Annotated in this window: 20 protein-coding genes; 8 read left to right on the top strand and 12 right to left on the bottom strand. The window is 62.2% G+C overall.

The window, feature by feature from the left end:
- Positions 1-119 precede the first annotated feature (119 nt).
- Entirely contained in the window at positions 120-761 is a 642-nt protein-coding gene (locus tag RB548_RS17985) for a LysE family translocator (RefSeq protein WP_331375008.1), read from the top strand.
- Between the two features lie 236 nt (positions 762-997).
- On the opposite strand, the gene RB548_RS17980 is transcribed toward RB548_RS17985, so the two are convergent.
- The 7 genes from RB548_RS17980 to RB548_RS17950 all read right to left on the bottom strand — a co-directional run bounded on the left by RB548_RS17980 (position 998) and on the right by RB548_RS17950 (position 7,388).
- A complete protein-coding gene (locus RB548_RS17980; RefSeq protein WP_331372576.1) occupies positions 998-1,792 on the bottom strand; it encodes an ABC transporter ATP-binding protein in 795 nt (264 codons plus the stop codon).
- Positions 1,789-2,667, bottom strand: coding sequence for an ABC transporter permease (locus tag RB548_RS17975; protein WP_331372575.1), 879 nt, complete (start codon positions 2,665-2,667; stop codon positions 1,789-1,791). Before RB548_RS17975 ends, RB548_RS17980 begins: the two co-directional genes overlap by 4 nt.
- A gap of 132 nt (positions 2,668-2,799) precedes the next feature.
- Positions 2,800-3,753, bottom strand: a complete 954-nt coding sequence (locus RB548_RS17970) for an ABC transporter substrate-binding protein (protein ID WP_331372574.1) — start codon at positions 3,751-3,753, stop codon at positions 2,800-2,802.
- 368 nt (positions 3,754-4,121) lie between these two features.
- Positions 4,122-5,297: a 23S rRNA (adenine(2503)-C(2))-methyltransferase RlmN gene (rlmN, locus tag RB548_RS17965; protein WP_408642422.1), complete on the bottom strand. Its 1,176-nt coding sequence runs from the start codon at positions 5,295-5,297 to the stop codon at positions 4,122-4,124.
- A 333-nt stretch (positions 5,298-5,630) separates the two neighbouring features.
- The gene (locus tag RB548_RS17960) at positions 5,631-6,134 is read right to left on the bottom strand and encodes an invasion associated locus B family protein (RefSeq protein WP_331372572.1); all 504 of its coding nucleotides are present in this window, start codon (positions 6,132-6,134) and stop codon (positions 5,631-5,633) included.
- 403 nt (positions 6,135-6,537) lie between these two features.
- The gene (locus RB548_RS17955; protein WP_331372571.1) at positions 6,538-6,918 is read right to left on the bottom strand and encodes a YkvA family protein; all 381 of its coding nucleotides are present in this window, start codon (positions 6,916-6,918) and stop codon (positions 6,538-6,540) included.
- Positions 6,919-7,070: 152 nt separating this feature from the next.
- On the bottom strand, positions 7,071-7,388 hold the full coding sequence (locus RB548_RS17950; protein ID WP_136505355.1) for a 4a-hydroxytetrahydrobiopterin dehydratase: 318 nt from the start codon (positions 7,386-7,388) through the stop codon (positions 7,071-7,073).
- A 201-nt stretch (positions 7,389-7,589) separates the two neighbouring features.
- On the opposite strand from RB548_RS17950, the gene RB548_RS17945 reads away from it, so the two are divergent.
- Positions 7,590-8,066 (top strand): low molecular weight protein-tyrosine-phosphatase, encoded by a 477-nt coding sequence (locus tag RB548_RS17945; protein WP_331372570.1) that lies wholly within the window; start codon positions 7,590-7,592, stop codon positions 8,064-8,066.
- Here the strand turns inward: RB548_RS17945 and thpR are convergent.
- Together thpR and RB548_RS17935 are read right to left on the bottom strand one after the other, a co-directional pair.
- Entirely contained in the window at positions 8,003-8,593 is a 591-nt protein-coding gene (thpR, locus tag RB548_RS17940; protein WP_331372569.1) for an RNA 2',3'-cyclic phosphodiesterase, read from the bottom strand. The two genes, RB548_RS17945 and thpR, sit on opposite strands and share 64 nt — an antisense overlap.
- A gap of 114 nt (positions 8,594-8,707) precedes the next feature.
- Positions 8,708-9,349: an arylesterase gene (locus RB548_RS17935; RefSeq protein ID WP_331372568.1), complete on the bottom strand. Its 642-nt coding sequence runs from the start codon at positions 9,347-9,349 to the stop codon at positions 8,708-8,710.
- Positions 9,350-9,421: 72 nt separating this feature from the next.
- On the opposite strand from RB548_RS17935, the gene RB548_RS17930 reads away from it, so the two are divergent.
- From RB548_RS17930 to RB548_RS17915, 4 genes are all read left to right on the top strand, one after another.
- Entirely contained in the window at positions 9,422-10,147 is a 726-nt protein-coding gene (locus tag RB548_RS17930) for an ABC transporter ATP-binding protein (protein ID WP_331372567.1), read from the top strand.
- Positions 10,144-12,699, top strand: a complete 2,556-nt coding sequence (locus RB548_RS17925) for an ABC transporter permease (protein ID WP_331372566.1) — start codon at positions 10,144-10,146, stop codon at positions 12,697-12,699. The genes RB548_RS17930 and RB548_RS17925 overlap by 4 nt, the downstream gene beginning before the upstream one ends.
- A gap of 211 nt (positions 12,700-12,910) precedes the next feature.
- Entirely contained in the window at positions 12,911-13,648 is a 738-nt protein-coding gene (locus RB548_RS17920) for a Bax inhibitor-1/YccA family protein (protein ID WP_331372565.1), read from the top strand.
- A gap of 298 nt (positions 13,649-13,946) precedes the next feature.
- A complete protein-coding gene (locus RB548_RS17915; protein WP_331372564.1) occupies positions 13,947-14,507 on the top strand; it encodes a GNAT family N-acetyltransferase in 561 nt (186 codons plus the stop codon).
- Between the two features lie 151 nt (positions 14,508-14,658).
- Here the strand turns inward: RB548_RS17915 and RB548_RS17910 are convergent, their stop codons facing one another.
- The 3 genes from RB548_RS17910 to acnA form a co-directional block, all read right to left on the bottom strand.
- Positions 14,659-15,066, bottom strand: a complete 408-nt coding sequence (locus tag RB548_RS17910; protein ID WP_331372563.1) for a DUF2794 domain-containing protein — start codon at positions 15,064-15,066, stop codon at positions 14,659-14,661.
- Between the two features lie 309 nt (positions 15,067-15,375).
- Positions 15,376-16,149, bottom strand: a complete 774-nt coding sequence (locus RB548_RS17905) for a DUF1223 domain-containing protein (protein WP_331372562.1) — start codon at positions 16,147-16,149, stop codon at positions 15,376-15,378.
- Between the two features lie 174 nt (positions 16,150-16,323).
- Positions 16,324-19,014, bottom strand: coding sequence for an aconitate hydratase AcnA (gene acnA, locus RB548_RS17900; RefSeq protein ID WP_331372561.1), 2,691 nt, complete (start codon positions 19,012-19,014; stop codon positions 16,324-16,326).
- 270 nt (positions 19,015-19,284) lie between these two features.
- Here acnA and ccmA point away from each other — a divergent pair, with 270 nt between their 5' ends.
- Together ccmA and ccmB are read left to right on the top strand one after the other, a co-directional pair.
- Positions 19,285-19,908, top strand: coding sequence for a heme ABC exporter ATP-binding protein CcmA (gene ccmA / locus RB548_RS17895; protein WP_331372560.1), 624 nt, complete (start codon positions 19,285-19,287; stop codon positions 19,906-19,908).
- The gene (gene ccmB, locus RB548_RS17890; protein ID WP_331372559.1) at positions 19,905-20,564 is read left to right on the top strand and encodes a heme exporter protein CcmB; all 660 of its coding nucleotides are present in this window, start codon (positions 19,905-19,907) and stop codon (positions 20,562-20,564) included. Before ccmA ends, ccmB begins: the two co-directional genes overlap by 4 nt.
- Positions 20,565-20,635 lie beyond the last annotated feature (71 nt).

Raw genomic sequence — 20,635 nt, 5'->3', positions numbered from 1 at the left:
TAATTTGACGCGTCAGGAGGCGCCGCGACAGGCGGCATCGCGACAGGACACGGCGAATCCACTGGCAAAAAAGCATGTCCGGCGGTATCACCGGCAATCGTCTCGTTGAGGAATTCGCCATGGACTTCGTGCCCAGCCTGCCGACGCTGCTCGCCTTTGCTGCCGCCAGCCTGCTTCTGGCGGCAACGCCCGGACCGGACATGACCCTTTCGATCAGCCGATCCCTGGCGCAGGGAAGGAAGGCCGCGCTCTTTGTCGTGCTCGGCACCGGCCTCGGCATCGTCGTTCACACGATGCTCGTCGCCTTCGGTATTTCGGCGCTCATCACCGCGTCGCCGACCGCCTTTCTGGTGCTGAAGACCGGCGGGGCTGCCTATCTCTTCTGGCTTGCCGTCCAGGCGATCCGCCACGGCTCGACGCTCTCGGTGAAGAAGATCGAGGGGGCGAAGGGAACTGTCTTTTCGAACGTTGCGACCGGCTTCTCGGTCAATATCCTCAACCCGAAGGTCGTGATCTTCTTCATGACCTTCCTGCCGCAATTCGTCAGCGCGACCGATCCGTCGGTCACAAGCAAGCTCCTGTTCCTCGGCTTCTTCTTCATCGTCATCGGCATGCCGGTGAATGCCATGGTGGTGCTTGCCGCCGATTGGCTCGCCGCCTGGCTGCAGAGGAACAAGCGCTTCATGCGCGCCCTCGACTTCAGCTTTGCCGGCGTGTTCTCAGTCTTCGCGGTCAAGATCTTCCTGACCCAGGCGCGCTGAGGTACGCGGCGGCTGGTTTTGCCCCTCATCTGCCTGCCGGCATCTTCTCCCCGCAGGCGGGGAGAAGAGACAAGCGGCAACCGCTCAGTCCTTCCTCGGCCGAAGGCATGACAATTCGTTGAAGGCCGCCGTTTGGCGTCGGCGTCGCAGCACCCATTCTTCTCCCCGCGAGCGGGGAGAAGATGCCGGCAGGCAGATGAGGGGCAGCGGCGATGCAAGCGGCGGCGGCACTCGGTTCACCCGATCAGCAGCGCGTCGTCGTCGAGCGTCTGGCCGCGGATGCGGCGGAACATGGCGATAAGATCCTCGACCTGCAGCGTCTTGCGGCTGTCGCCGGCGACGTCGAGTACGATTTCGCCGCCGTGAAGCATGATCGTGCGATGGCCGTAGTCGAGCGCCTGGCGCATCGAATGGGTGACCATCATCGTCGTCAGCTTGCGCTCGGTGACGATCTTCTGCGTGAGATTCATGACGAATTCCGCCATGCCCGGATCGAGCGCCGCGGTGTGCTCGTCGAGAAGCAGAACTTCCGATCCGGCCAGCGTCGCCATCACCAGCGACACGGCCTGCCTCTGGCCGCCTGACAGGAGATCCATGCGGTCGCCGAGGCGGTCCTCGAGGCCGAGATTGAGCTCGGCGATCCGCTCGCGGAAATGCTCGCGCCGTTTCGCGCCAAGCGCCGGCGTCAGGCCGCGGCTTTCACCGCGCCTCGCGGCAAGCGCCAGGTTTTCCTCGATCGAAAGCGTGCCGCAACTACCGGCGAGCGGGTCCTGGAACACGCGCGCAACGAGGCCGGCGCGCGCCGCCGTTCCCTTGCGGGTGACGTCCGTGTGCCCGATCGTCACCTCGCCTTCGCTCGGCAGGACATCTCCGGCGAGCACGCCGAGCAGCGTCGATTTGCCGGCCCCGTTCGAGCCGATCACGGTGACGAACGAGCCCTGCTCGATCGTCAGGCTTACGCCGTTCAGCGCCTGCTTCTGCAAGGGTGTGCCCTTGCCGAAAACGACCTTGATGTTCTTGACGCTGATCATGCGGCACCTCCGCGGCGCAGACGAGGAAGGACGAGCGCTACGGTGACGAGCGCCGCGGTCACGAAGTTCAGGTCGGAGGCCTGCAGGCCGAGCATGTCCGTCGAAAGCGCGAGCTGGATGGCGATGCGGTAGAGGATCGAGCCGAGCACGCAGCCGGCGAGCGCGATCAGGATGCCGCGAGCGCCGAACAGCGTTTCGCCGATGATGACGGCGGCAAGCCCGACGACGATCGTGCCGACGCCCGAGGTTACGTCGGCAAAGCCGTTGGTCTGGGCGAAGAGCGCGCCGCCGAAGGCAACAAGCGCGTTGGAGATCGCCATGCCGAGATAGATCTGGCGGCTGGTATCGACCCCTTGCGCCCGGGCCATACGCGCATTGGCGCCGGTCGCCCGCATGGCGAGGCCGGCGTCGCTCTCAAGAAAGCGCCAGACGACGACGACGGCCACAAGCACAAGAATGCCGACGAAGAGCGGGCGAACGTAGAAGTCCCTAAGCCCCAGCCCGTAGAACGGCGAAAGCATGGTGTCGGCATTGATCAGCGCGACGTTCGGCTTGCCCATGACGCGCAGGTTCACCGAGAAGAGCGCGATCATCGTCAGGATCGAGGCGAGCAGATTGAGGATGCGGAAGCGCACGTTGAGGAGCGCCGTGACGATGCCGGCCGCGGCACCGGCGACCATCGCGACGGCCGCGGCAAGCCACGGATTGACGCCCGCAATGATCAGCACCGCGGTGACGGCGGCTCCAAGCGGAAACGACCCGTCGACCGTCAGGTCAGGAAAGTCGAGCACGCGGAAGGCAAGGAAGACGCCGACGGCGACAAAGGCATAGACGAGCCCCAACTCCACGGCTCCCCAGAAAGCGATTTGACTCAACGCTCGGCCCTTTTCAGTCATGTTTCGCGCAAGAGGGATGCGCGCAACGTCTTTGTTGATAACGAACCGCCCCCGTATGGAACGGGGGCGGCAAAAAGGCAAATAAACTTGCGTCCTCGAGGCGCGCCGTCGTTATTCGATGACGCGGGTCGCGCGCTTGATCACGCTTTCCGGCAGGGTCACACCCATCTTGGCGGCGGCAGCCTTGTTGATGACGAGATCGGTGCCGGCGGCGACCTTGACGGCGATGTCGCCCGGGTTTTCACCCTTCAGGATACGCACAACCACGTCGCCGGTCTGCTTGCCGACGTCGTAGTAGTTGAAGCCGAGGGCCGCAACCGAGCCGCGGGAGACGGAATCGGTATCGGCGGTGAAGAGCGGCAGCTTGCTTTCCTCGGCGACCGCGACTGCACCTTCAAGCGCGGAGATGATCGTGTTGTCGGTCGGAACGTAGATCGCGTCGGCGCGGCCGACGAGGGCGCGGGCGGCACCCTGGACTTCGGCTGATTTCGTCGCGGCAGACTCGACCACGGTAAGCCCCGCCTTCTCGGCTTCGGCCTTGAGGGCAGCAAGCAGCGAGACGGAGTTCGCTTCACCGGAATTATAGAGATAGCCGATCGACTTGACGTTCGGCAGGATCTCCTTGATCAGCGTCACATGCTCGGCAACCGGCGACATGTCGGAAAGGCCGGTGACGTTGCCACCGGGCTTTTCCATGTCCCTGACGAGCTGCGCGCCCAACGGATCGGATACGGCGGTGAAGACCACCGGGATGTCGCGCGTCGAGGAAACCACCGCCTGTGCCGAGGGCGTGGAGATCGGCACGATGACGCTCGGCGCTTCGCCGGCGAACTGGCGGGCGATCTGCGCTGCGGTCGCCGGGTTGCCCTGCGCCGACTCGTAGATGAACTTGAGGTTCTCGCCTTCCTTATACCCGGCGGCAGCAAGCGCATCCTTGACCCCGTCGCGGGCGGCATCGAGGGCGGGATGCTCGACGATTGCCGTCACGGCAACCGTGACTTCGTCTGCGCGCGCCGGGAGCGAGAGCGCCGCAGTGGCGGCAAGAGCTATAAGAAGTGAGCGCATGGATGTTCTCCGATTTTTGGCGTGGGATTGTGAGGCAAGGCCACAGCGAGCCTTCCTCATTCCGCTCCAGATGATTTCGCCGCCTTCTTAGGAAAGCGGAAGGATGAAATCAATCGATGGGAGTAGCTTCATCCATCAAACTTCTTCATCGATCGTGGTGACTTTGGAGGGCGAGTCGTATTTGCCCCTCATCCCGCTGCCGCGACCTTCTCCCCGCAAGCGGGGAGAAGGGGTATGCCGCGCACTCGCAGTCCCCCCTACCCGCGGGCAGGGAGAGAGCTAGGGCGAGGGGCGACAAGCGGCAAATGCCGTGAGGGGCAACAAGCGGCAAATGCCAGCGAAAACCGCCTCGCGCGCTTCCTCCAGCCTCAGTCCTCGCCGTGATTGGCAATCATCATCGCCTCGAAAGCAAGGCGGTCGACCTTGCGCATGCGCTCGGATTCCGACTTCAACTGGCCGCAGGCGGCGAGAATGTCGCGGCCGCGCGGCGTGCGGATCGGCGAGGCGTAGCCGGCCTGGTTGATGAAGTCGGCGAATGCCTCGATCTGCTCCCAGTCCGAGCACTGGTAGTTGGTGCCCGGCCAGGGGTTGAAGGGGATGAGGTTGATCTTTGCCGGAATGCCCTTCAACAGCTTCACCAGTTCCTTCGCGTCCTCGAGGCTGTCGTTGACATCCTTCAGCATCACATATTCGAAGGTGATGCGGCGGGCGTTCGACAGGCCGGGATAGGCGCGGCAGGCCTCCATCAGCTCCTTCAGCGGATACTTCTTGTTGATCGGCACCAGCATGTCACGCAGGTCGTCGCGCACGGCATGCAGCGAGATTGCCAGCATGACGCCGATCTCCTCGCCGGTGCGGTAGATCTCGGGCACGATGCCGGAGGTCGAGAGCGTGATGCGGCGCTTCGAGAGCGAAAGACCGTCGCCGTCGGACGCGATCAGGAGAGCGGTCTTGACGTTCTCGAAATTGTAGAGCGGCTCGCCCATGCCCATCATCACGATATTGGTGATCTTGCGGCCTTCCGCGGGCACGATGGCGCCTTGCGGCGTGTCGCGTTCGGGGAAATCGCCGAGCCGGTCGCGGGCAAGCAGCAACTGGGCGAGGATTTCTTCCGCCGTCAGGTTGCGCACCAGCTTCTGGGTGCCCGTGTGACAGAAGGAGCAGGTGAGCGTGCAGCCGACCTGGCTCGAGATGCAGAGCGTGCCGCGGCCTTCCTCCGGGATGTAGACGGTCTCGATCTCGACCGGCCGGCCGGCGCCGCGCGGCGGAAAGCGCAGGAGCCACTTGCGCGTGCCGTCGTTCGAAATCTGCTCCTCGACGATCTCCGGCCGGGCAATGGTGAAATGCTCCTTGAGCATCTCGCGCATGTCCTTGGAGACGTTCGACATCTGATCGAAATCGGCAACACCGCGGACGTAGAGCCAGTGCCAGAGCTGGCTCACGCGCATCTTGACCTGGCGCTCGGGCACGCCCCTCTCGACGAGCAGCCTGGCCATGTCTTCGCGCTGAAGGCCGATCAGCGACGGCTTCTCGGCCTGGGGCATCAGCCGCACCTGTGGCGCCTTGATGTCCGCCCTGTTCAAGATCTCAGTGGCTGCCATGCTTGCGATGTCCTGTCATACAGCGAAGGCCCGTCCGGAGGGGGTTCCGGATCATGTTCCGATGCTCGAATTGAAAACTGGCGAGCCTTCGGGCGCGGCAATAGGCGCGGGGCTCTGAATTTGGCGGCGCTTTAGCATTCTTTTCGCCGCGAGTCACCATGCAGCATTTCAAACTGCTACAGCGTCCTTTGAGCATCTGATAGGACGCGCGGCGCTGTAATGCAAAAAGGCCGGCGCCAAGGCCGGCCTTCGGATCGATTTATGCCACCCTAAGGGTTACTTACAGGCTTCGATCTGCTTCAGCGCGGCGGAGATGCCGGAGAGGGAATAGGAATAGGAAGTCGCGGTTCCCTTGCGGGACTTCGCGTTGACCGACATGTCCTTGCCCGACTTCATCGCCGCCACCAGCGCCGGCTCTTCCGCGGCGTTTTCGACCCAGGCGGAATTGCCCTTGGTAAACATGACGAAAGTCTTGCCGTCGATGACCACATTGACCTTGGAATTGTCCTGCAGCGGATAGCCCATCATCGCCTGAGGTTCGTAGCTGATGTTCTGCCCCGGGCGCTGCGAGACGAGGAAGAAGATATCGCCATGGTCGACACCGGCAGGGCTCTTGTCCTTCGGAACGGACAGGACGTAGCAGACCTTGCCGGCGCCGGCCTGGTAGGAATAGGCGCCCCAGGCTTGGAACTGCTGGATCCGGGTCGGAGATTGAGCGGAAGCAACGCCGGCTGCCGCCAGTACGAGTGCGATTGCAGTTGCGATCTTTCTTACAAACATGAGGTCCTGCCGCTTGTCTTGCTTGCGATCGCCCGAAACGTGTGAGACGGGCAACGCATAGTCACGTTTTGATTTATTTTGACTTAATTCAGGTTACTAAACCGTCAACGATCACTGCAATCCGCTCGTTTCCGCCCCGAAACAGGCCGCGACACACCCGGCAGACAAAGTTAGCGCGCTCATCCGGCGTGCCGTTCTTCGTTCCTGCGGATTTGCCGGTTCGGTCGATCGTCAATTCTGGAGGGCCGTGGCCGGTAGGAGTTCCCTGTCTCAAATCTCGCCGCAACGCACTGTCCTGCAGCCAATTCGCCCACAGCCGTTACGTTTGCGGAATCTATGTCACAAAGAATCAGGCAAGAGTTTGTCTTTCAGGCAGAAATGCGGCGGCCTCGCATTCCGGCGATCATTCCTCATCCGGCCTGTCGCGCAGGGCTTCGTCGGCTCTTTGGTAATGCGCTTCCTTGATCTGGCCGCTGATCGCGGCGAAGGCGGCCGTCAACACGGCGATGTCGTCGGAAAAGCCGACGACGGCCAGCATGTCCGGCACGAAATCGAGTGGCAGGACGAAGTAGGCAAGGGCTGCGAGCAGAATACCGCGTGTCCGCGTCGGCGTCTTCGGATCCACCGCGCAATAAAAGGCGGCAACGAGATCGCGACTGAAGGGAATCTGGCGGGCTGCGCGGCGAAAGGTCGGCCAGAACCGGCGGCGCACCTTGCGCTCCCGGCGTTCCTGTTCGGATTCCTCGCCAGGAAGAAGAATTTCACCGATCTTGATATCGTCCATCGCGTCCGTTTCCGATTTGGGCCCTGCAGCGCCGCGCGTCTTTTCGGACGCGCAAAGGTCGCTGTAGCACTTTGCATTGCTGCATATTTTTATCCTTAAATCGCCTAGGATTTAAGGAAACATGCAGGAGCCTGATATGGGAAGGGTATCCGCTATTTCAAATGGTCGGGCATCCGGCCGGCCGCCGCGCGATCCATTTTTGCCGCCAGCTTGAAATCGAGCTCCGTCAGCCCGTTCGCATCGTGCGTCGAAAGCGTGACGTCGACCCTGTTGTAGACGTTGAACCATTCGGGGTGGTGATCGAGTTTTTCTGCAGCGAGGGCGCATTGCGTCATAAAGCTGAATGCCTCCGCAAAATTCTTGAACCGGAACGCCTTCCAGATCGATGCGCCATCCTCGGCAAGAACCCAGCCCTCCATCTTGTGCAAATGCTCGGCGACAGCCTCGGCATCCAGTTTTTCCGGCCTCATGCTGTTTCTCCCTGCGATCTTTCGTGGTTAACAACGGCATTATCGCGGATAAACTCCGCCTACTGCATTTTTCCTTAGATCGTACCCGATTTAAGGATAAAAACATGCAGCAATGCAAAGTGCTACAACGTCCTTTGCGCGTCTGATAGGACGCGCGGCGCTATAGGCCATGCCACCTGCTCTCAATGCCAACGGGATCACATGAAACCGGTCAGAATTCTCTTTGTTTGCCTTGGCAATATTTGCCGTTCGCCGCTGGCCGAGGGCGTCATGCTCGATCTCGTGCACAGGGCCGGCCACGGGCAAGCGGTCTCGGTCGATTCCGCCGGCATCGGCGCGTGGCATGTCGGCGCTCCGCCGGATCAGCGGTCGATTTCGGTGGCCAAGGCGCACGGCATCGATATTGCAGCTTTACGCGGGCGCCAGGTCGGCGTGGCGGATTTTGCCGCCTTCGACCTGATCCTCGGCATGGACATGAGCAACGTCCGCGACCTTGGCGCGCTCGCGCCTTCGACAATGGCGGGCAAGGTGCATCTTTTCATGCGTTATGCCACAGGTCAGGCGGGAGACGTTCCGGATCCCTATTACGAAGCGGCGGACGTTTTCGAAACGCTCTACCAGACGCTGGAAGCAGGGTGCTTGTCCTTGCTGGCAAGGCTCGAGGAGCGCGCCTCGTGAAGCGGAAATACCTCTTCCGTCAGGTACGGACCGCCGCCGACGGAATCGCGCGACGACAGGAGAACGAAGCGGGAGACCGCAAATGGTGAGGTGAGGAAATTGCCGCGCCCCGAGAGATAGTTCACGACGTCCTCGACGCGCGATGAACGCAGCCTTGCGAGCGTCACATGGGGCGTGAACTTGCGCGGATCCGGCGGCAGGCCGAGGCGCTGGCAGATGCGCTCGATTTCCGCCTGAAGCGCAAACATTTCCGGTTCGTTGCTGACGCCGGCCCAGACCGAATGCGGTTTTTTCGAGCCGAAGGCGCCGGTGCCCGTCAATTGCAGCTGGAATTCGGGGCGTTCGATCCGGTCGAGCCTTTCGACGATCTCATCGGCGGTACGTCCGTCAACATCGCCGATGAAACGCAGAGTGATGTGATAGTTCTCCACATCAATCCATCGAGCTCCGGGAAGACCTCCGCGCAGCAAAGAAAGGCTCATTGCTGCATTGCGCGGAATTTCGAGGGCGGTGAACAGTCTCGGCATGGCGAGCTCCCCGAATCTCTTGCAGATGTCTTAGCGAATCACGCATCGAGTCTGCACGCAACTGTTATTTAGCGCGACAGAGCGTTAACTTTCTCTTAACTGTGGACCGATTGATCAATCTCCTTTCGCCAGCGCGGCAATGAATCGTTCGGCGACAGGCAGGAAGCGTTCGACCATCTTGCCGATGCCCCGGCTGTTCGGATGCATTCCGTCCTCGAGCTTCAACGCGCCGTCCGTCACCACGCCGTCGAGAAAAAACGGATAGAGTTGGAGATCGTATTTCGCCGCCAGCTCCGGGTAGATGGGGTTGAAGCGGGCGGCATAGTCGGTTCCCATGTTGGGTGGCGCCACCATGCCGGCGAGCAGCACGGCGATGCCGCGCTCCTTCAGCCGGGCGATCATCGCCTCGAGATTTTTCCGCGACTCTTCCGGCGGAATACCGCGCAACGCGTCGTTGGCGCCGAGCTCGAGGATCACGCCTTTCGTTCCGTCGGGCACCGACCAGTCGATGCGGGCAAGGCCGCCGGAGGTCGTGTCGCCGGAAACGCCGGCGTTGGCGATGGTGACGTCGAAGCCTTTGTCTTTCAAGGCCTTTTGGAGGCGGGCAGGAAAGGCGTCCTCGGGCGGGAGCTGAAAACCGGCCATGAGGCTGTCGCCCAAGCCGACGAGGCTCACACTCTCGGCGCGCACCGCTGACGATAACGCAATTGTCATTGCCAGGCTCAAGAAAAAGCGCAGAAAATCTTTTAATGCCATAGGCTCGTTCCTAAATCCCCGAGGGCAACCGTTTCGTCATCCGATCTGATTTTCATATAGGGCTGTTTGCGCGTGGCAAGAACCATCATCGAGCTGAAAAATGCCGACCTGACTCTTGGCGAGGCCGCGGCTGCGGTCCATGTGCTGAAAGGCGTGAGCCTCACAGTCGACGCCGGCGAATCCGTCGGGATCGTCGGCCCGTCCGGATCGGGAAAATCGACACTGCTGATGGTTCTTGCCGGCCTGGAGCGGCTGGACAGCGGCGAAATCGTCATCGACGGCACGCCCCTGCACGGCCTGAGCGAGGACAGGCTTGCGGATTTCCGGGGTCGCAACGTCGGTATCGTCTTCCAGTCCTTTCACCTCATCCCCAATATGACCGCACTTGAAAACGTCGCGGTACCGCTTGAGCTTGCGAATGTCCGCAACGCCTTCGACGTCGCGCGCCAGGAACTTGTCGCAGTCGGCCTGGGCGATCGGCTGACGCATTATCCGGGGCAGCTGTCAGGCGGCGAGCAGCAGCGCGTCGCGATCGCCCGAGCGTTGGCGCCGTCACCGAAGCTGCTGATCGCCGACGAACCGACCGGCAATCTGGACGCCGAGACGGGTCGGCAGATCGCCGATCTTCTTTTTGCGGAACAGCGCGAACGCGGCATGACGCTGGTTCTCGTTACGCATGATGCCGCGCTTGCCGGACGCTGCGCGCGGCAGGTTCAGGTGCGCTCCGGCGAGATCGTCTCCGGCGGACATCCCGAATCGAGGGCCGCTTCCGTTCACCAGGAGGCGGCGTCGGCATGAGCGAGACGGGCGCAATCAGCCGCTTTCGCCCGCTTCTCGCCCTCCGACTGGCGTTGCGCGAAATGCGCGGCGGGCTCAAGGGCTTCTACATCTTCCTTGCCTGCATCGCGCTCGGCACGGCGGCGATCGCCGGCGTCAATTCCCTCTCGCAGTCGATCAGCGCGACGATCGCGTCGCAAGGGCAGGAGCTGCTTGCCGGCGATATTCGCTTCGAACTCAACAATCGCGTGACGACGGCCGAGGAGCGCGCCTTCCTCGACAGTCTCGGCAGCGTCTCCGTTTCCTCGGGCCTGCGCTCCATGGCGCGGCTCCCCGATGGCTCCAACCAGGCGCTCGTCGAGTTGAAGGCCGTCGACGATGCCTACCCGCTCTACGGCACTTTCGAAAGCGAACCGGTGAGGCCGCTCGCCGAACTCTTGTCGAAACAGGGGGAAGTGTTCGGCGCGGTGGCCGCGCCGCTGCTTCTGGAGCGTTTAGGTATCGGGTCCGGACAAGAAATCCTGCTCGGCAATGCGCGGGTTCGCATCAATGCCACGATCGTCCGGGAGCCGGACTCGCTTTCCGACGGGTTCGGTTTTGCGCCGCGGCTGATGGTCTCGGCGGAGGCACTCGCCGCCTCGGGCCTGGTGCAGACCGGCAGCCTCGTCGAGCACGGCTACAAGGTCAGGCTTGCCGATCCTCAGCGCGTCGCATCCGTTCGCTCCGAGGCGGAGAAGCGATTCCCGTCGGCCGGATGGTCGATCCGGACGAGCGGCAATGCCGCCCCGTCGCTCAACGCCAATATCACGCGTTTCTCGCAGTTCCTGACGCTCGTCGGCCTGACGGCGCTGATCGTCGGTGGCGTGGGCGTCGCCAATGCCGTGCGCGCCTATCTCGATGGAAAGCGCAGCGTCATCGCAACCTTCAAGTGCCTCGGCGCCCCGGCGTCACTGGTCGCAATGGTCTACCTCGCGCAGATCCTGATGATTGCGCTGATCGGCATCGGCATCGGCCTCGTTTTCGGCGCCCTGATCCCCTTCGTCGCGGCCCAGTTCCTCGCCGATGTGCTGCCCGTCCCGACGTCGTTCCAGCTCTACCCGTCGGCGCTCGGCCTTGCGGCGCTTTTCGGCCTGCTGACGGCGCTCGCCTTTGCCATCCTGCCGCTTGGCCGCGCGCGCCGGGTGCCGGCAACGGCGCTTTTCCGGCAACAGGGGTTCGATCCCACCGGCTTTCCGGCCTGGCCCTATCTCGCAGGGGCGCTTGCCTGCCTTGCGGCGCTCGCCGGACTTGCCGTCTGGACGGCGTACGATCGCAGCATTTCGCTGATCTTCCTCGGCGCAATCGCCTTTGCCTTCATTCTGCTGCGCGGCGTGTCGTGGCTCATTTCCTGGCTCGCGCGGCGCAGCCCGCGGGTGAACTCACCGGCGCTGAGATTGGCGATCGGCAATATCCATCGGCCCGGCGCCCTGACGCCGTCAGTCGTGCTTTCTCTCGGTCTCGGTCTCGCGCTTCTCGTGACGCTGGCGCTGATCGACGGCAATCTTCGGCGCGAACTCACAGGTGACATGGCCGAGCGGGCGCCCAATTTCTTCTTCGTCGACATCCAGGGAAGCGAGATCGAAGGCTTCCGGTCGCTGCTTTCCCAAGCGATGCCAAAGGGCAAGGTCGTCGAAGTGCCGATGCTGCGCGGGCGCATCGTGGCGTTCAACGGCGAGGACGTGAACAGCCGCAACGTACCGCCCGGCGGGCAATGGGTACTGCGCGGCGACCGTGGCATCACCTATGCCAAAAATCGGCCGGAGAACTCGGCGCTCACCGAAGGCACCTGGTGGCCCGAGGACTACCAGGGCGAACCGCTGGTTTCGTTCTCGGCAGAGGAAGCTCGTGAACTCGGCCTGAAACTCGGCGACACGGTGACCGTCAACGTGCTCGGCCGCAACGTCACCGCGAAGATTGTCAATTTCCGCAACGTCGAGTGGGAATCGCTGTCGATCAACTTCGTCATGGTCTTCTCGCCGAACACCTTTGCCGGTGCGCCGCACGCCTGGCTCGCAACCGTCATCGATCCGGATGCCACGGCCAAGGAGGAGGCGGCTGTGCTGAAGTCGGTCACCAATACCTATCCGACGATCACCAGCGTGCGCGTCAAGGATGCGCTCGATATCGTCAATACGCTTCTCGCGCAGCTTGCAACGGCCATCCGCGCCGCCGCGGCCGTTGCCCTTATCGCGTCGGTTCTTGTTCTTGCGGGGGCGCTCGCCGCCGGCAATCGTGCACGCATTCACGACGCGGTGGTGTTGAAGACACTGGGTGCCACGCGCGGCACGCTCATCCGCGCCTTCAGTTACGAATACATCATTCTCGGCCTCGCAACCGCCGTTTTCGCGCTGTTTGCCGGGGGCGTCTCCGCCTGGTTCGTCGTCAGCCGCGTGATGACCCTGCCGTCCGACTTCCTCCCGGATGTCGCGGTCGCCACGATCGTCGTCGCACTCGTCATGACCGTCGGCATCGGACTTGCCGGAACCTGGCGTATTCTCGGCCAGAAGGCCGCTCCGGTGCTGCGCGAATTGTGAGGGCGGCGATTAACCGTAAATCACCCTTGTTTGATGGTTCAAGGCCCGGCTTTGCGCGATTCCGGCCCCTCCAGGTCTTGTGCCTGACGGCTTTCGACATCATATTGTCCACAGGCATGCTGGAGCCCCGCAGCGGCGCCTGGGCGCTTGAAGGACAAACACTTACCGCGCCCGACACCGTCACTTCAACCGGGGCTTAAATGAGGAAACAATGGCTGATCTGAGAAACTACCAAACCCGAATGTCGCCCGCCGGCGCTCAGGCGGGTGCCGTGATCGACGAAGGCCTTCGCGCTTACATGCTGAAGGTCTACAACCTGATGGCTCTCGGGCTGGCGATCACAGGTGTAGCAGCTTACGGAACCTATGCGCTTGCCGTCTCCAATCCGGCATTCGCCCAGCTCATCTACGCTTCGCCCTTGAAGTGGGTCGTGATGCTGGCGCCGCTGGCGCTGGTCTTCTTCATGAGCTTCCGCATCAATTCGATGAGCGTCTCCGCAGCGCAGACGACGTTCTGGATCTACGCCGCCTTGATGGGGCTCTCGCTGTCCTCGATCTTCCTGGTCTTCACCGGCCAGAGCATCGTGCAGACGTTCTTCGTCACGGCCGCCTCCTTCGGCGCCCTGTCGCTTTACGGCTACACGACGAAGAAGGACCTGTCGGGCTTCGGCACGTTCCTGATCATGGGCCTCTTCGGCCTGATCATCGCGTCGATCGTCAACATCTTCCTGGCGTCTTCCGCGTTCGCCTTCGCGATTTCGGTGATCGGCGTGCTCGTCTTCGCCGGCCTGACCGCCTACGACACGCAGAAGATCAAGGAAATGTACTTTGAGGCCGATGACGTCGCGGTTGCTGGCCGCAAGGCCATCATGGGCGCCCTGACGCTCTATCTCGACTTCATCAACCTGTTCATGTTCCTGCTGCAGTTCCTGGGCAACAGGAACGAGTAGTCGAGGCGCATTCACAAAAAAGGCGGCTTCGGCCGCCTTTTTTGTTGCCCTACAGCGCCGTGCGTCTTTTCAGACGCACAAAGGAAGCTGTAGTACTTTGAATTGCTGCATGTTTTTGTCATTAAATCGGTTACGGTTTGTGGAAACATGCAGTAGCGCCGCGGGTCCTTTCAGATGCGCAGCGATCGCCGTAACACCTGAACTGCCTCCGATTCAAAGAACCGCACAGTAGGACGGCCTTGATCGCCTCGTCCGATCCATGCGATCTGATCGGGATAAGCCAACATCACGAAGTCCCATGTCTGTCACTCTCCGCGACGCCGTCGCTGCCGATCTTCCCGCAATTACCGAAATCTACCGCGAGTCCGTCTTGAACGGCGTGGCGACCTACGAGGTAACGCCGCCTTCCGAGGCGGAGATGGCGCTCCGCTTTTCGACGATAACCGGCAGCGGCTATCCCTACATCGTGGCACAGGAGGACTACGGCAGAGCGATCGTCGGCTACGCCTATGCTTCCGCATTCCGCACGCGGACGGCCTATCGGTTCCTGGTCGAGGATTCCATCTATCTGGCGCCGGAAGCCCGGGGCAAAGGCGTCGGCAGGGCCTTGCTCGCGGAGCTGGTCAAGCGATGCACCGCGCTTGGCTTCCGCCAGATGGTGGCGGTGATCGGCGGCGCGCACCCGTCATCGATCGCATTGCATCGCGCGCTCGGCTTCGAGCATCAGGGGTTCATGAAGGCGACCGGGTTCAAGCACGGCCGCTGGCTCGACACGGCGATCATGCAGCTCGCGCTCGGAGACGGAGCAGCCTCGGACCCGGACGAGGGCGTCTATCCGGATACGCTCCACCGGAACTGACGAGTCCGGGGTTGAATTGGCCCCTCACCCTAACCCTCTCCCCACAGGTGGGAGAGGGACTGGCATTGGCGCAGCCCGCGAGTCCCTTCGCCCGCCTGCGCGGGAAGGTGCCGGCAGGCGGATGAGGGGCAAATCCAAAGGAGATGTCGAGTCAGGTCTCGACGAGCTTCAGGACCTTGTCGAACACCTTGAGCACCAGGGCAAGTTCATGGCCGCGCTTCAATATCGTGCCATGGGCGTTGAGCACGCAGTAGGCGCCCTGCTTTGCCGCAAGCTTCGGGTTTTTCTCGATCCGATAGAGCGGCGTTTCCCCCGATCGCTTGAACACGGAGAAAACAGCTCGATCCTTCGTGTGGTCGATCGCATAGTCGCGCCATTCGCCCTCGCCGACCATGCGGCCATAGACCCGCAAAATCTGGTCCAGCTCGCGGCGATGAAATGTAACGGGAGGGGGATTCCTGGCGTTCTTGTATTCGTGAAAATCGACCACTTGTGATGTGGTCTGGCCCTGGCGACGCGTTTCGCCTTCCGGTAAATCCGGTTGATCGGTCATCAGCATTTTGGCCTTCTGATGTGACAGGACCACGACAGTGTGCCTGACACGAACGGAAAAGCAAGCCGGAAGCCGGTGAACAATGCCGGCAATTCTTGTCCTTGCCGCAATTCAGTCAAATCGGCGCCCCAATTCACGGCAAAACTTCGACCGCTGCCGGACAGAGTCGTTGCCACCGTATGTCCGGACAGGTCGTCATGCTGCGGGAGATATTACGAACGCAGACATGACCGGTTCGGTCCGGTAACTTCGAACCCTCAGCCCCAGCCCCTCGATGCTGCCGGGCCGAACCACCCTCCGTCTCAATCATCGGGTTCAGAGCTTGCCCTGCGGGCCGGCAAGAACCGCTGCCGCTCCGATAATGGCTCCCGGCGTTTCCGCATCCTTCATCGATTGCAGCAGGACGGCGCAGCCGCTGTTGCCATTTCCCTCGATCAGGACGGAGGCGGGCAACGTGAACTCGGCCGGCTTGCCATCCCACATGCCGATCGTCTGTATGTCGCGTACGGCATGCCAATAGGCGATCTGTTTGCCGCTGTTTTCGCCTTTCTCGACATCGACCACCTTGGCCCGCTCGAAATAGACGACGACGACATTTGCCTTGCCTTCGCCGGCCCCGACCTTGATCGAGATTCCATCGTCGCCAATCGCCGCCTGGACCGGCACGGCCAGTCCCCGGCCCTCCGCGTTCATCGCGTCGAGCCGGCTCCTGATCGCCTGCAGATTGGCGCCGTTGAGATGGTCGCGCCCGTTGAGGACCGCCTGCGGCGTATAGACGCCGTTGCGGCCGAGCATGCGGGCATAGGCATATTGCCGTTCGGTATTTTCCTTGGAAGCGAGCGTGTCTGCCCAGCCGAGATAATTCCAGTAGTCGACGTGATAGGCGAGCGCGACGACGTCGCCCTCATCGACGAGCTTCTTGAGCGCCGCATCCGCCGGCGGACAGGAGGAGCAGCCCTGGCTGGTGAAGAGTTCAACGACGCCCTTGATTGTTTTCCCGTCGTCCGCCGCAACCGCTCCGCAGCCTGCTCCCAGAATCCCTAACGTCAGGGCGAGACGCCGGATGGTTGTTCTAAAGGCGAATGTCATGACGTCACTTTGTTATGGGCAGGCTCGAATGCTGGAATTCATACATACGACGGCCGTTCTTCAACGGAAAGTCACGTTGGAGTGAGCATTTCGCCGCTTACCGGTACGGGGACGTGAAAAAGCCGGGGCACCATTCGATGCCCCGGCTCTCAAGCCTTAAGACGGTCAGCAGACTCAGGCTGCGAGGTCGCGCAGAACCGTCTGCAGGATGCCGCCGTTGTTGACGTAGGTGACTTCGTCAAGCGTGTCGATGCGGCAGATCAGCGGAACTTCCTTGACCGAGCCGTCGCCATAGGTGATCCGGGCCACGCGCCTTTCGCGCGGCTGGACATTGACGAGGTTGTCGATCGTCACGACCTCGTCGCCCTTGAGACCCAGCGATTCCCAGGTCATGCCTTCTTCGAAGACGAAGGGGATGACACCCATGCCGACGAGGTTCGAGCGGTGGATGCGCTCGAAGGATTGGGCGATCACCGCCTTGACGCCGAGCAGGTTGGTGCCCTTGGCTGCCCAGTCTCGCGAGGAACCGTTGCCGTATTCGACACCGGCGAAGATGACGAGCGGAACGCCCTCTTCCTTGTACTGCATGGCGGCATCGTAGATCGACATCTCCTCCTTCGATGGATAGTGGATGGTGTAGCCACCTTCCTTGCCGTTCGGGCCGAGCATGTGGTTGCGGATGCGGATGTTGGCGAAGGTGCCGCGCATCATCACCTCATGATTGCCGCGACGCGTGCCGTACTGGTTGAAGTCGGCGACGCCGACGCCATGCCCGAGCAGGTAGGAGCCTGCCGGAGATTGGGCCTTGATCGAACCGGCCGGCGAAATGTGGTCAGTGGTGATCTTGTCGCCGAAGAGGCCGAGGACGCGGGCGCCCTTGATGTCGGAAATGCCGGCGCCCCTCTTGCCCATGCCGACAAAGTAGGGCGGGTTCTGGACATAGGTGGAAGCCTCGTCCCAGGCATAGGTCTGCCCGGCCGGAACCTGAACCGCCTGCCAGTTGGCATCGCCCTTGAACACGTCCGCATATTTCGTCGCGTAGAGTTCGCGGGTGACATATTTGAAGATGAAGTCCTGGATTTCCTGCGAGGTCGGCCAGATGTCCTTCAAGTAGACCGGCTTGCCGTCCTTGTCCTCGCCGATCGGCTCCTTGGTCAGGTCCTTCTGGACCGTGCCGGCAAGCGCGTAGGCGACGACGAGCGGCGGCGAGGCGAGGTAGTTCGCCTGGACGTCCGGCGAGATGCGGCCCTCGAAGTTGCGGTTGCCGGAGAGAACGCCGGCGGCGATCAAGCCCTTGTCGTTGATCGTCTTCGAGATCGGACCCGGCAGCGGTCCGGAGTTGCCGATGCAGGTGGTGCAGCCGAAGCCGACCAGGTTGAAGCCGAGCTTGTCGAGGTCGGCCTGCAGGCCGGACTTCGCCAGATATTCACCGACGACCTGCGATCCGGGTGCGAGCGAGGTCTTGACCCACGGCTTCGTCTTCAGGCCCTTGGCGACCGCGTTGCGCGCCAAGAGGCCGGCGGCGATCAGTACCGACGGGTTCGAGGTGTTGGTGCAGGAGGTGATGGCTGCGATCGCAACGTCACCGTGGCCGATGTCGAAATCCGTGCCTTCGACCGCATAGCGGTTCGCAAGCTGGCCGGGTTTCTTGTAGTCGCCTTCGAGCGCGGTTGCGAAGCCGGAGGCGATGTTTTCGAGCGCGATGCGGCCTTCCGGGCGCTTGGGGCCGGCCATCGACGGCACCACGTCGCCGAGGTCAAGTTCCAGCGTGTCGGTGAAGACGAGATCGGAGCCGTCGCCTTCGCGCCACATGCCTTGAGCCTTCGAATAGGCTTCGACCAGCGCGATCCGCTGCTCTTCACGGCCGGACATGGTGAGATAGTTGATCGTTTCGGCATCGACCGGGAAGAAACCGCAGGTCGCGCCGTATTCCGGACCCATGTTGCCGATGGTCGCGCGGTCGGCGAGCGTCATGTTGTCGAGACCGGGGCCGAAGAATTCGACGAACTTCGAGACCACGCCCTTCTTGCGCAGCATCTGGACGACCGTCAGCACGAGATCGGTTGCGGTGACGCCTTCCTTGAGCTTGCCGGTCAGCTTGAAGCCGATGACTTCCGGCAGAAGCATGGAGACCGGCTGGCCGAGCATCGCGGCTTCCGCCTCGATGCCGCCGACGCCCCAGCCGAGCACGCCGAGGCCGTTGATCATGGTGGTGTGGCTGTCGGTGCCGACGCAGGTGTCGGGGTAGGCGGTGACTTCGCCGTTCTCTTCGCGGGTCCAGACCGTCTGGCCGAGATATTCCAGATTGACCTGGTGACAGATGCCGGTGCCGGGCGGCACGACGCGGAAGTTCTTGAAGGCCTGCTGGCCCCACTTCAGGAAGCGGTAGCGTTCACCATTGCGCTGGTATTCCAACTCGACGTTGCGGGCAAAGGCCTGAGGCGTGCCGAATTCGTCGACGATGACCGAGTGGTCGATGACGAGGTCGACGGGGACGAGGGGGTTGATCTTCTCCGGATCGCCGCCGAGCGAGACCATCGCGTCGCGCATGGCCGCGAGGTCGACGACGGCCGGAACGCCGGTGAAGTCCTGCATCAAAACGCGTGCCGGACGGTAGGCGATTTCGTTTTCCGCGGTGCCCTTGTCGCTGAGCCATGCGGCGACGTTCTCGATGTCCTTCTTGGTGACCGAGCGGTCATCCTCATTGCGCAGCAGGTTTTCCAGCAGCACCTTCATCGAATAGGGAAGCTTCGAAACGCCGGCGAGGCCGTTCGCTTCCGCCTTCGGAAGGCTGTAATAGACATAATCCACGCCGTTGACGGTGAGCGTGGAGCGACAATTGAAGCTGTCTAGGGATTTGGACACTGGATAATACCCCGTTCCGTCTGATCGCCAAAAGCTGACGTACGAACGCCCGAGCGCTTGTGAAGCGCGAAATGGGATGCGGGTGCGGCCATTTCCGCTGTCCGTACGTGGAATGTCATTCCATGTTCGGCGCTTGGATGAAATTCACGCCGACCGCTGGCGTGTTGGCCGCGTTATAGATAATTTCTCCAGATGGTGCCAGACCAACCAAGGTTCAATCGGAACTTTTTTTGCTGTGCGGCAAAGAGCGTCAAGGGAAGCTGAAAATACATGCGCCTGCTGGCTGAAGGTTTGAGTGCGAGGCGCGGCGAGGACCTGATTTTTAACGATATTTCCTTTGCGCTCGGGCCTGGGGAGGCCCTTGTGGTGACGGGTCCGAACGGCTCCGGCAAGTCGACCTTGCTTCGCGTTCTTGCGGGTCTCTTGCGGGCCGAATCGGGCAGGCTCAGAATCGAGGGCGGACCAGCGGAATTCGCCCATCCCTACGAGCTCAGCCACTACCTCGGCCATCGCAATGCAATGAAGCGGGAACTGACCGTTCGGGAAAATCTTTCCTTCTGGCAGCATTTCATGGGTGATTCGCCTGGGGGCTCCGGCGTCGACATCGCCGCGGCCGTCGAAGCCGTCGGTCTTGCCGGCATCACGCACCTGCCCTTCGGCTATCTTTCGGCCGGTCAGCAGCGGCGCATGGCAATGGCCAAGCTTCTCGTCGCCTATCGACCGATCTGGTTGCTCGATGAGCCGACCGCCGCGCTCGATGCGGGGGCGGACAGGCTGTTCGCCGGGCTAGTGACGGCTCATCTCGAACGCGGCGGCATCCTCATTGCCGCCACCCATCAGCCACTGGGGCTCGGGTCGACGCAGAGTTTGCAGATGAAGGGGTTCGCGCATTGATCGCCCTCTTCTTCCGCGACCTCAAACTCTCGGTGCGCGCCGGCGGCGGCGCTATGATCGGGGTGCTGTTCTTCATGACGGTCGTTGCCGTCGTCCCTTTCGGGGTCGGACCGGATCTCAATCTCTTGTCGCGCATCGGCCCGGCGATGCTCTGGATCGGCGCGCTGCTGGCCTCGCTGCTCGGTCTCGACCGTCTTTTCCAGGCGGAGCGCGAGGATGGGTCGCTCGATCTCCTGCTGATGCAGGAAACACCGCTCATTCTGACGGTGTTCGTCAAGTGCGCGGCTCATTGGGCCGCGACGGGCCTGCCGCTTGTCATCGCCTCGCCGCTGCTCGGCCTCTTCATGAATATGAACGAGCTGGCGATCGGCGCGACCATGCTCACGCTTCTTGCCGGAACGCCGGCGATCACCCTCATCGGCGCGGTCGGTGCCGCGGTCGCGGTCGCCTTGCCGCGCGGCGGGCTGCTTGTCTCGATCCTCGTTCTGCCGCTTGCCATCCCCGTGCTGATCTTCGGCGTCAGTGCGGTTTATGCGGCGATCGAGGATCCCGCTCCGTTTCTGCCGCCTTTCATGATATTGATGGCGATAACCCTGTTCTTCGCGGTGATCGGTCCGGTGGCGGCAGCCTCTGCGCTGAGGCATTCGGCCGATTGAGAGGTGCCGCCGAAAGCGTCGAAGACGCGAAATCGGCGCGATTTGACGCTATCGTGATTGATGGGGGTCAA

It is taken from the genome of Sinorhizobium chiapasense, assembly GCF_036488675.1.
GTDB classification, from domain to species: Bacteria; Pseudomonadota; Alphaproteobacteria; order Rhizobiales; family Rhizobiaceae; genus Sinorhizobium; species Sinorhizobium chiapasense.
This window is presented reverse-complemented; position numbering and strand designations above follow the sequence as displayed.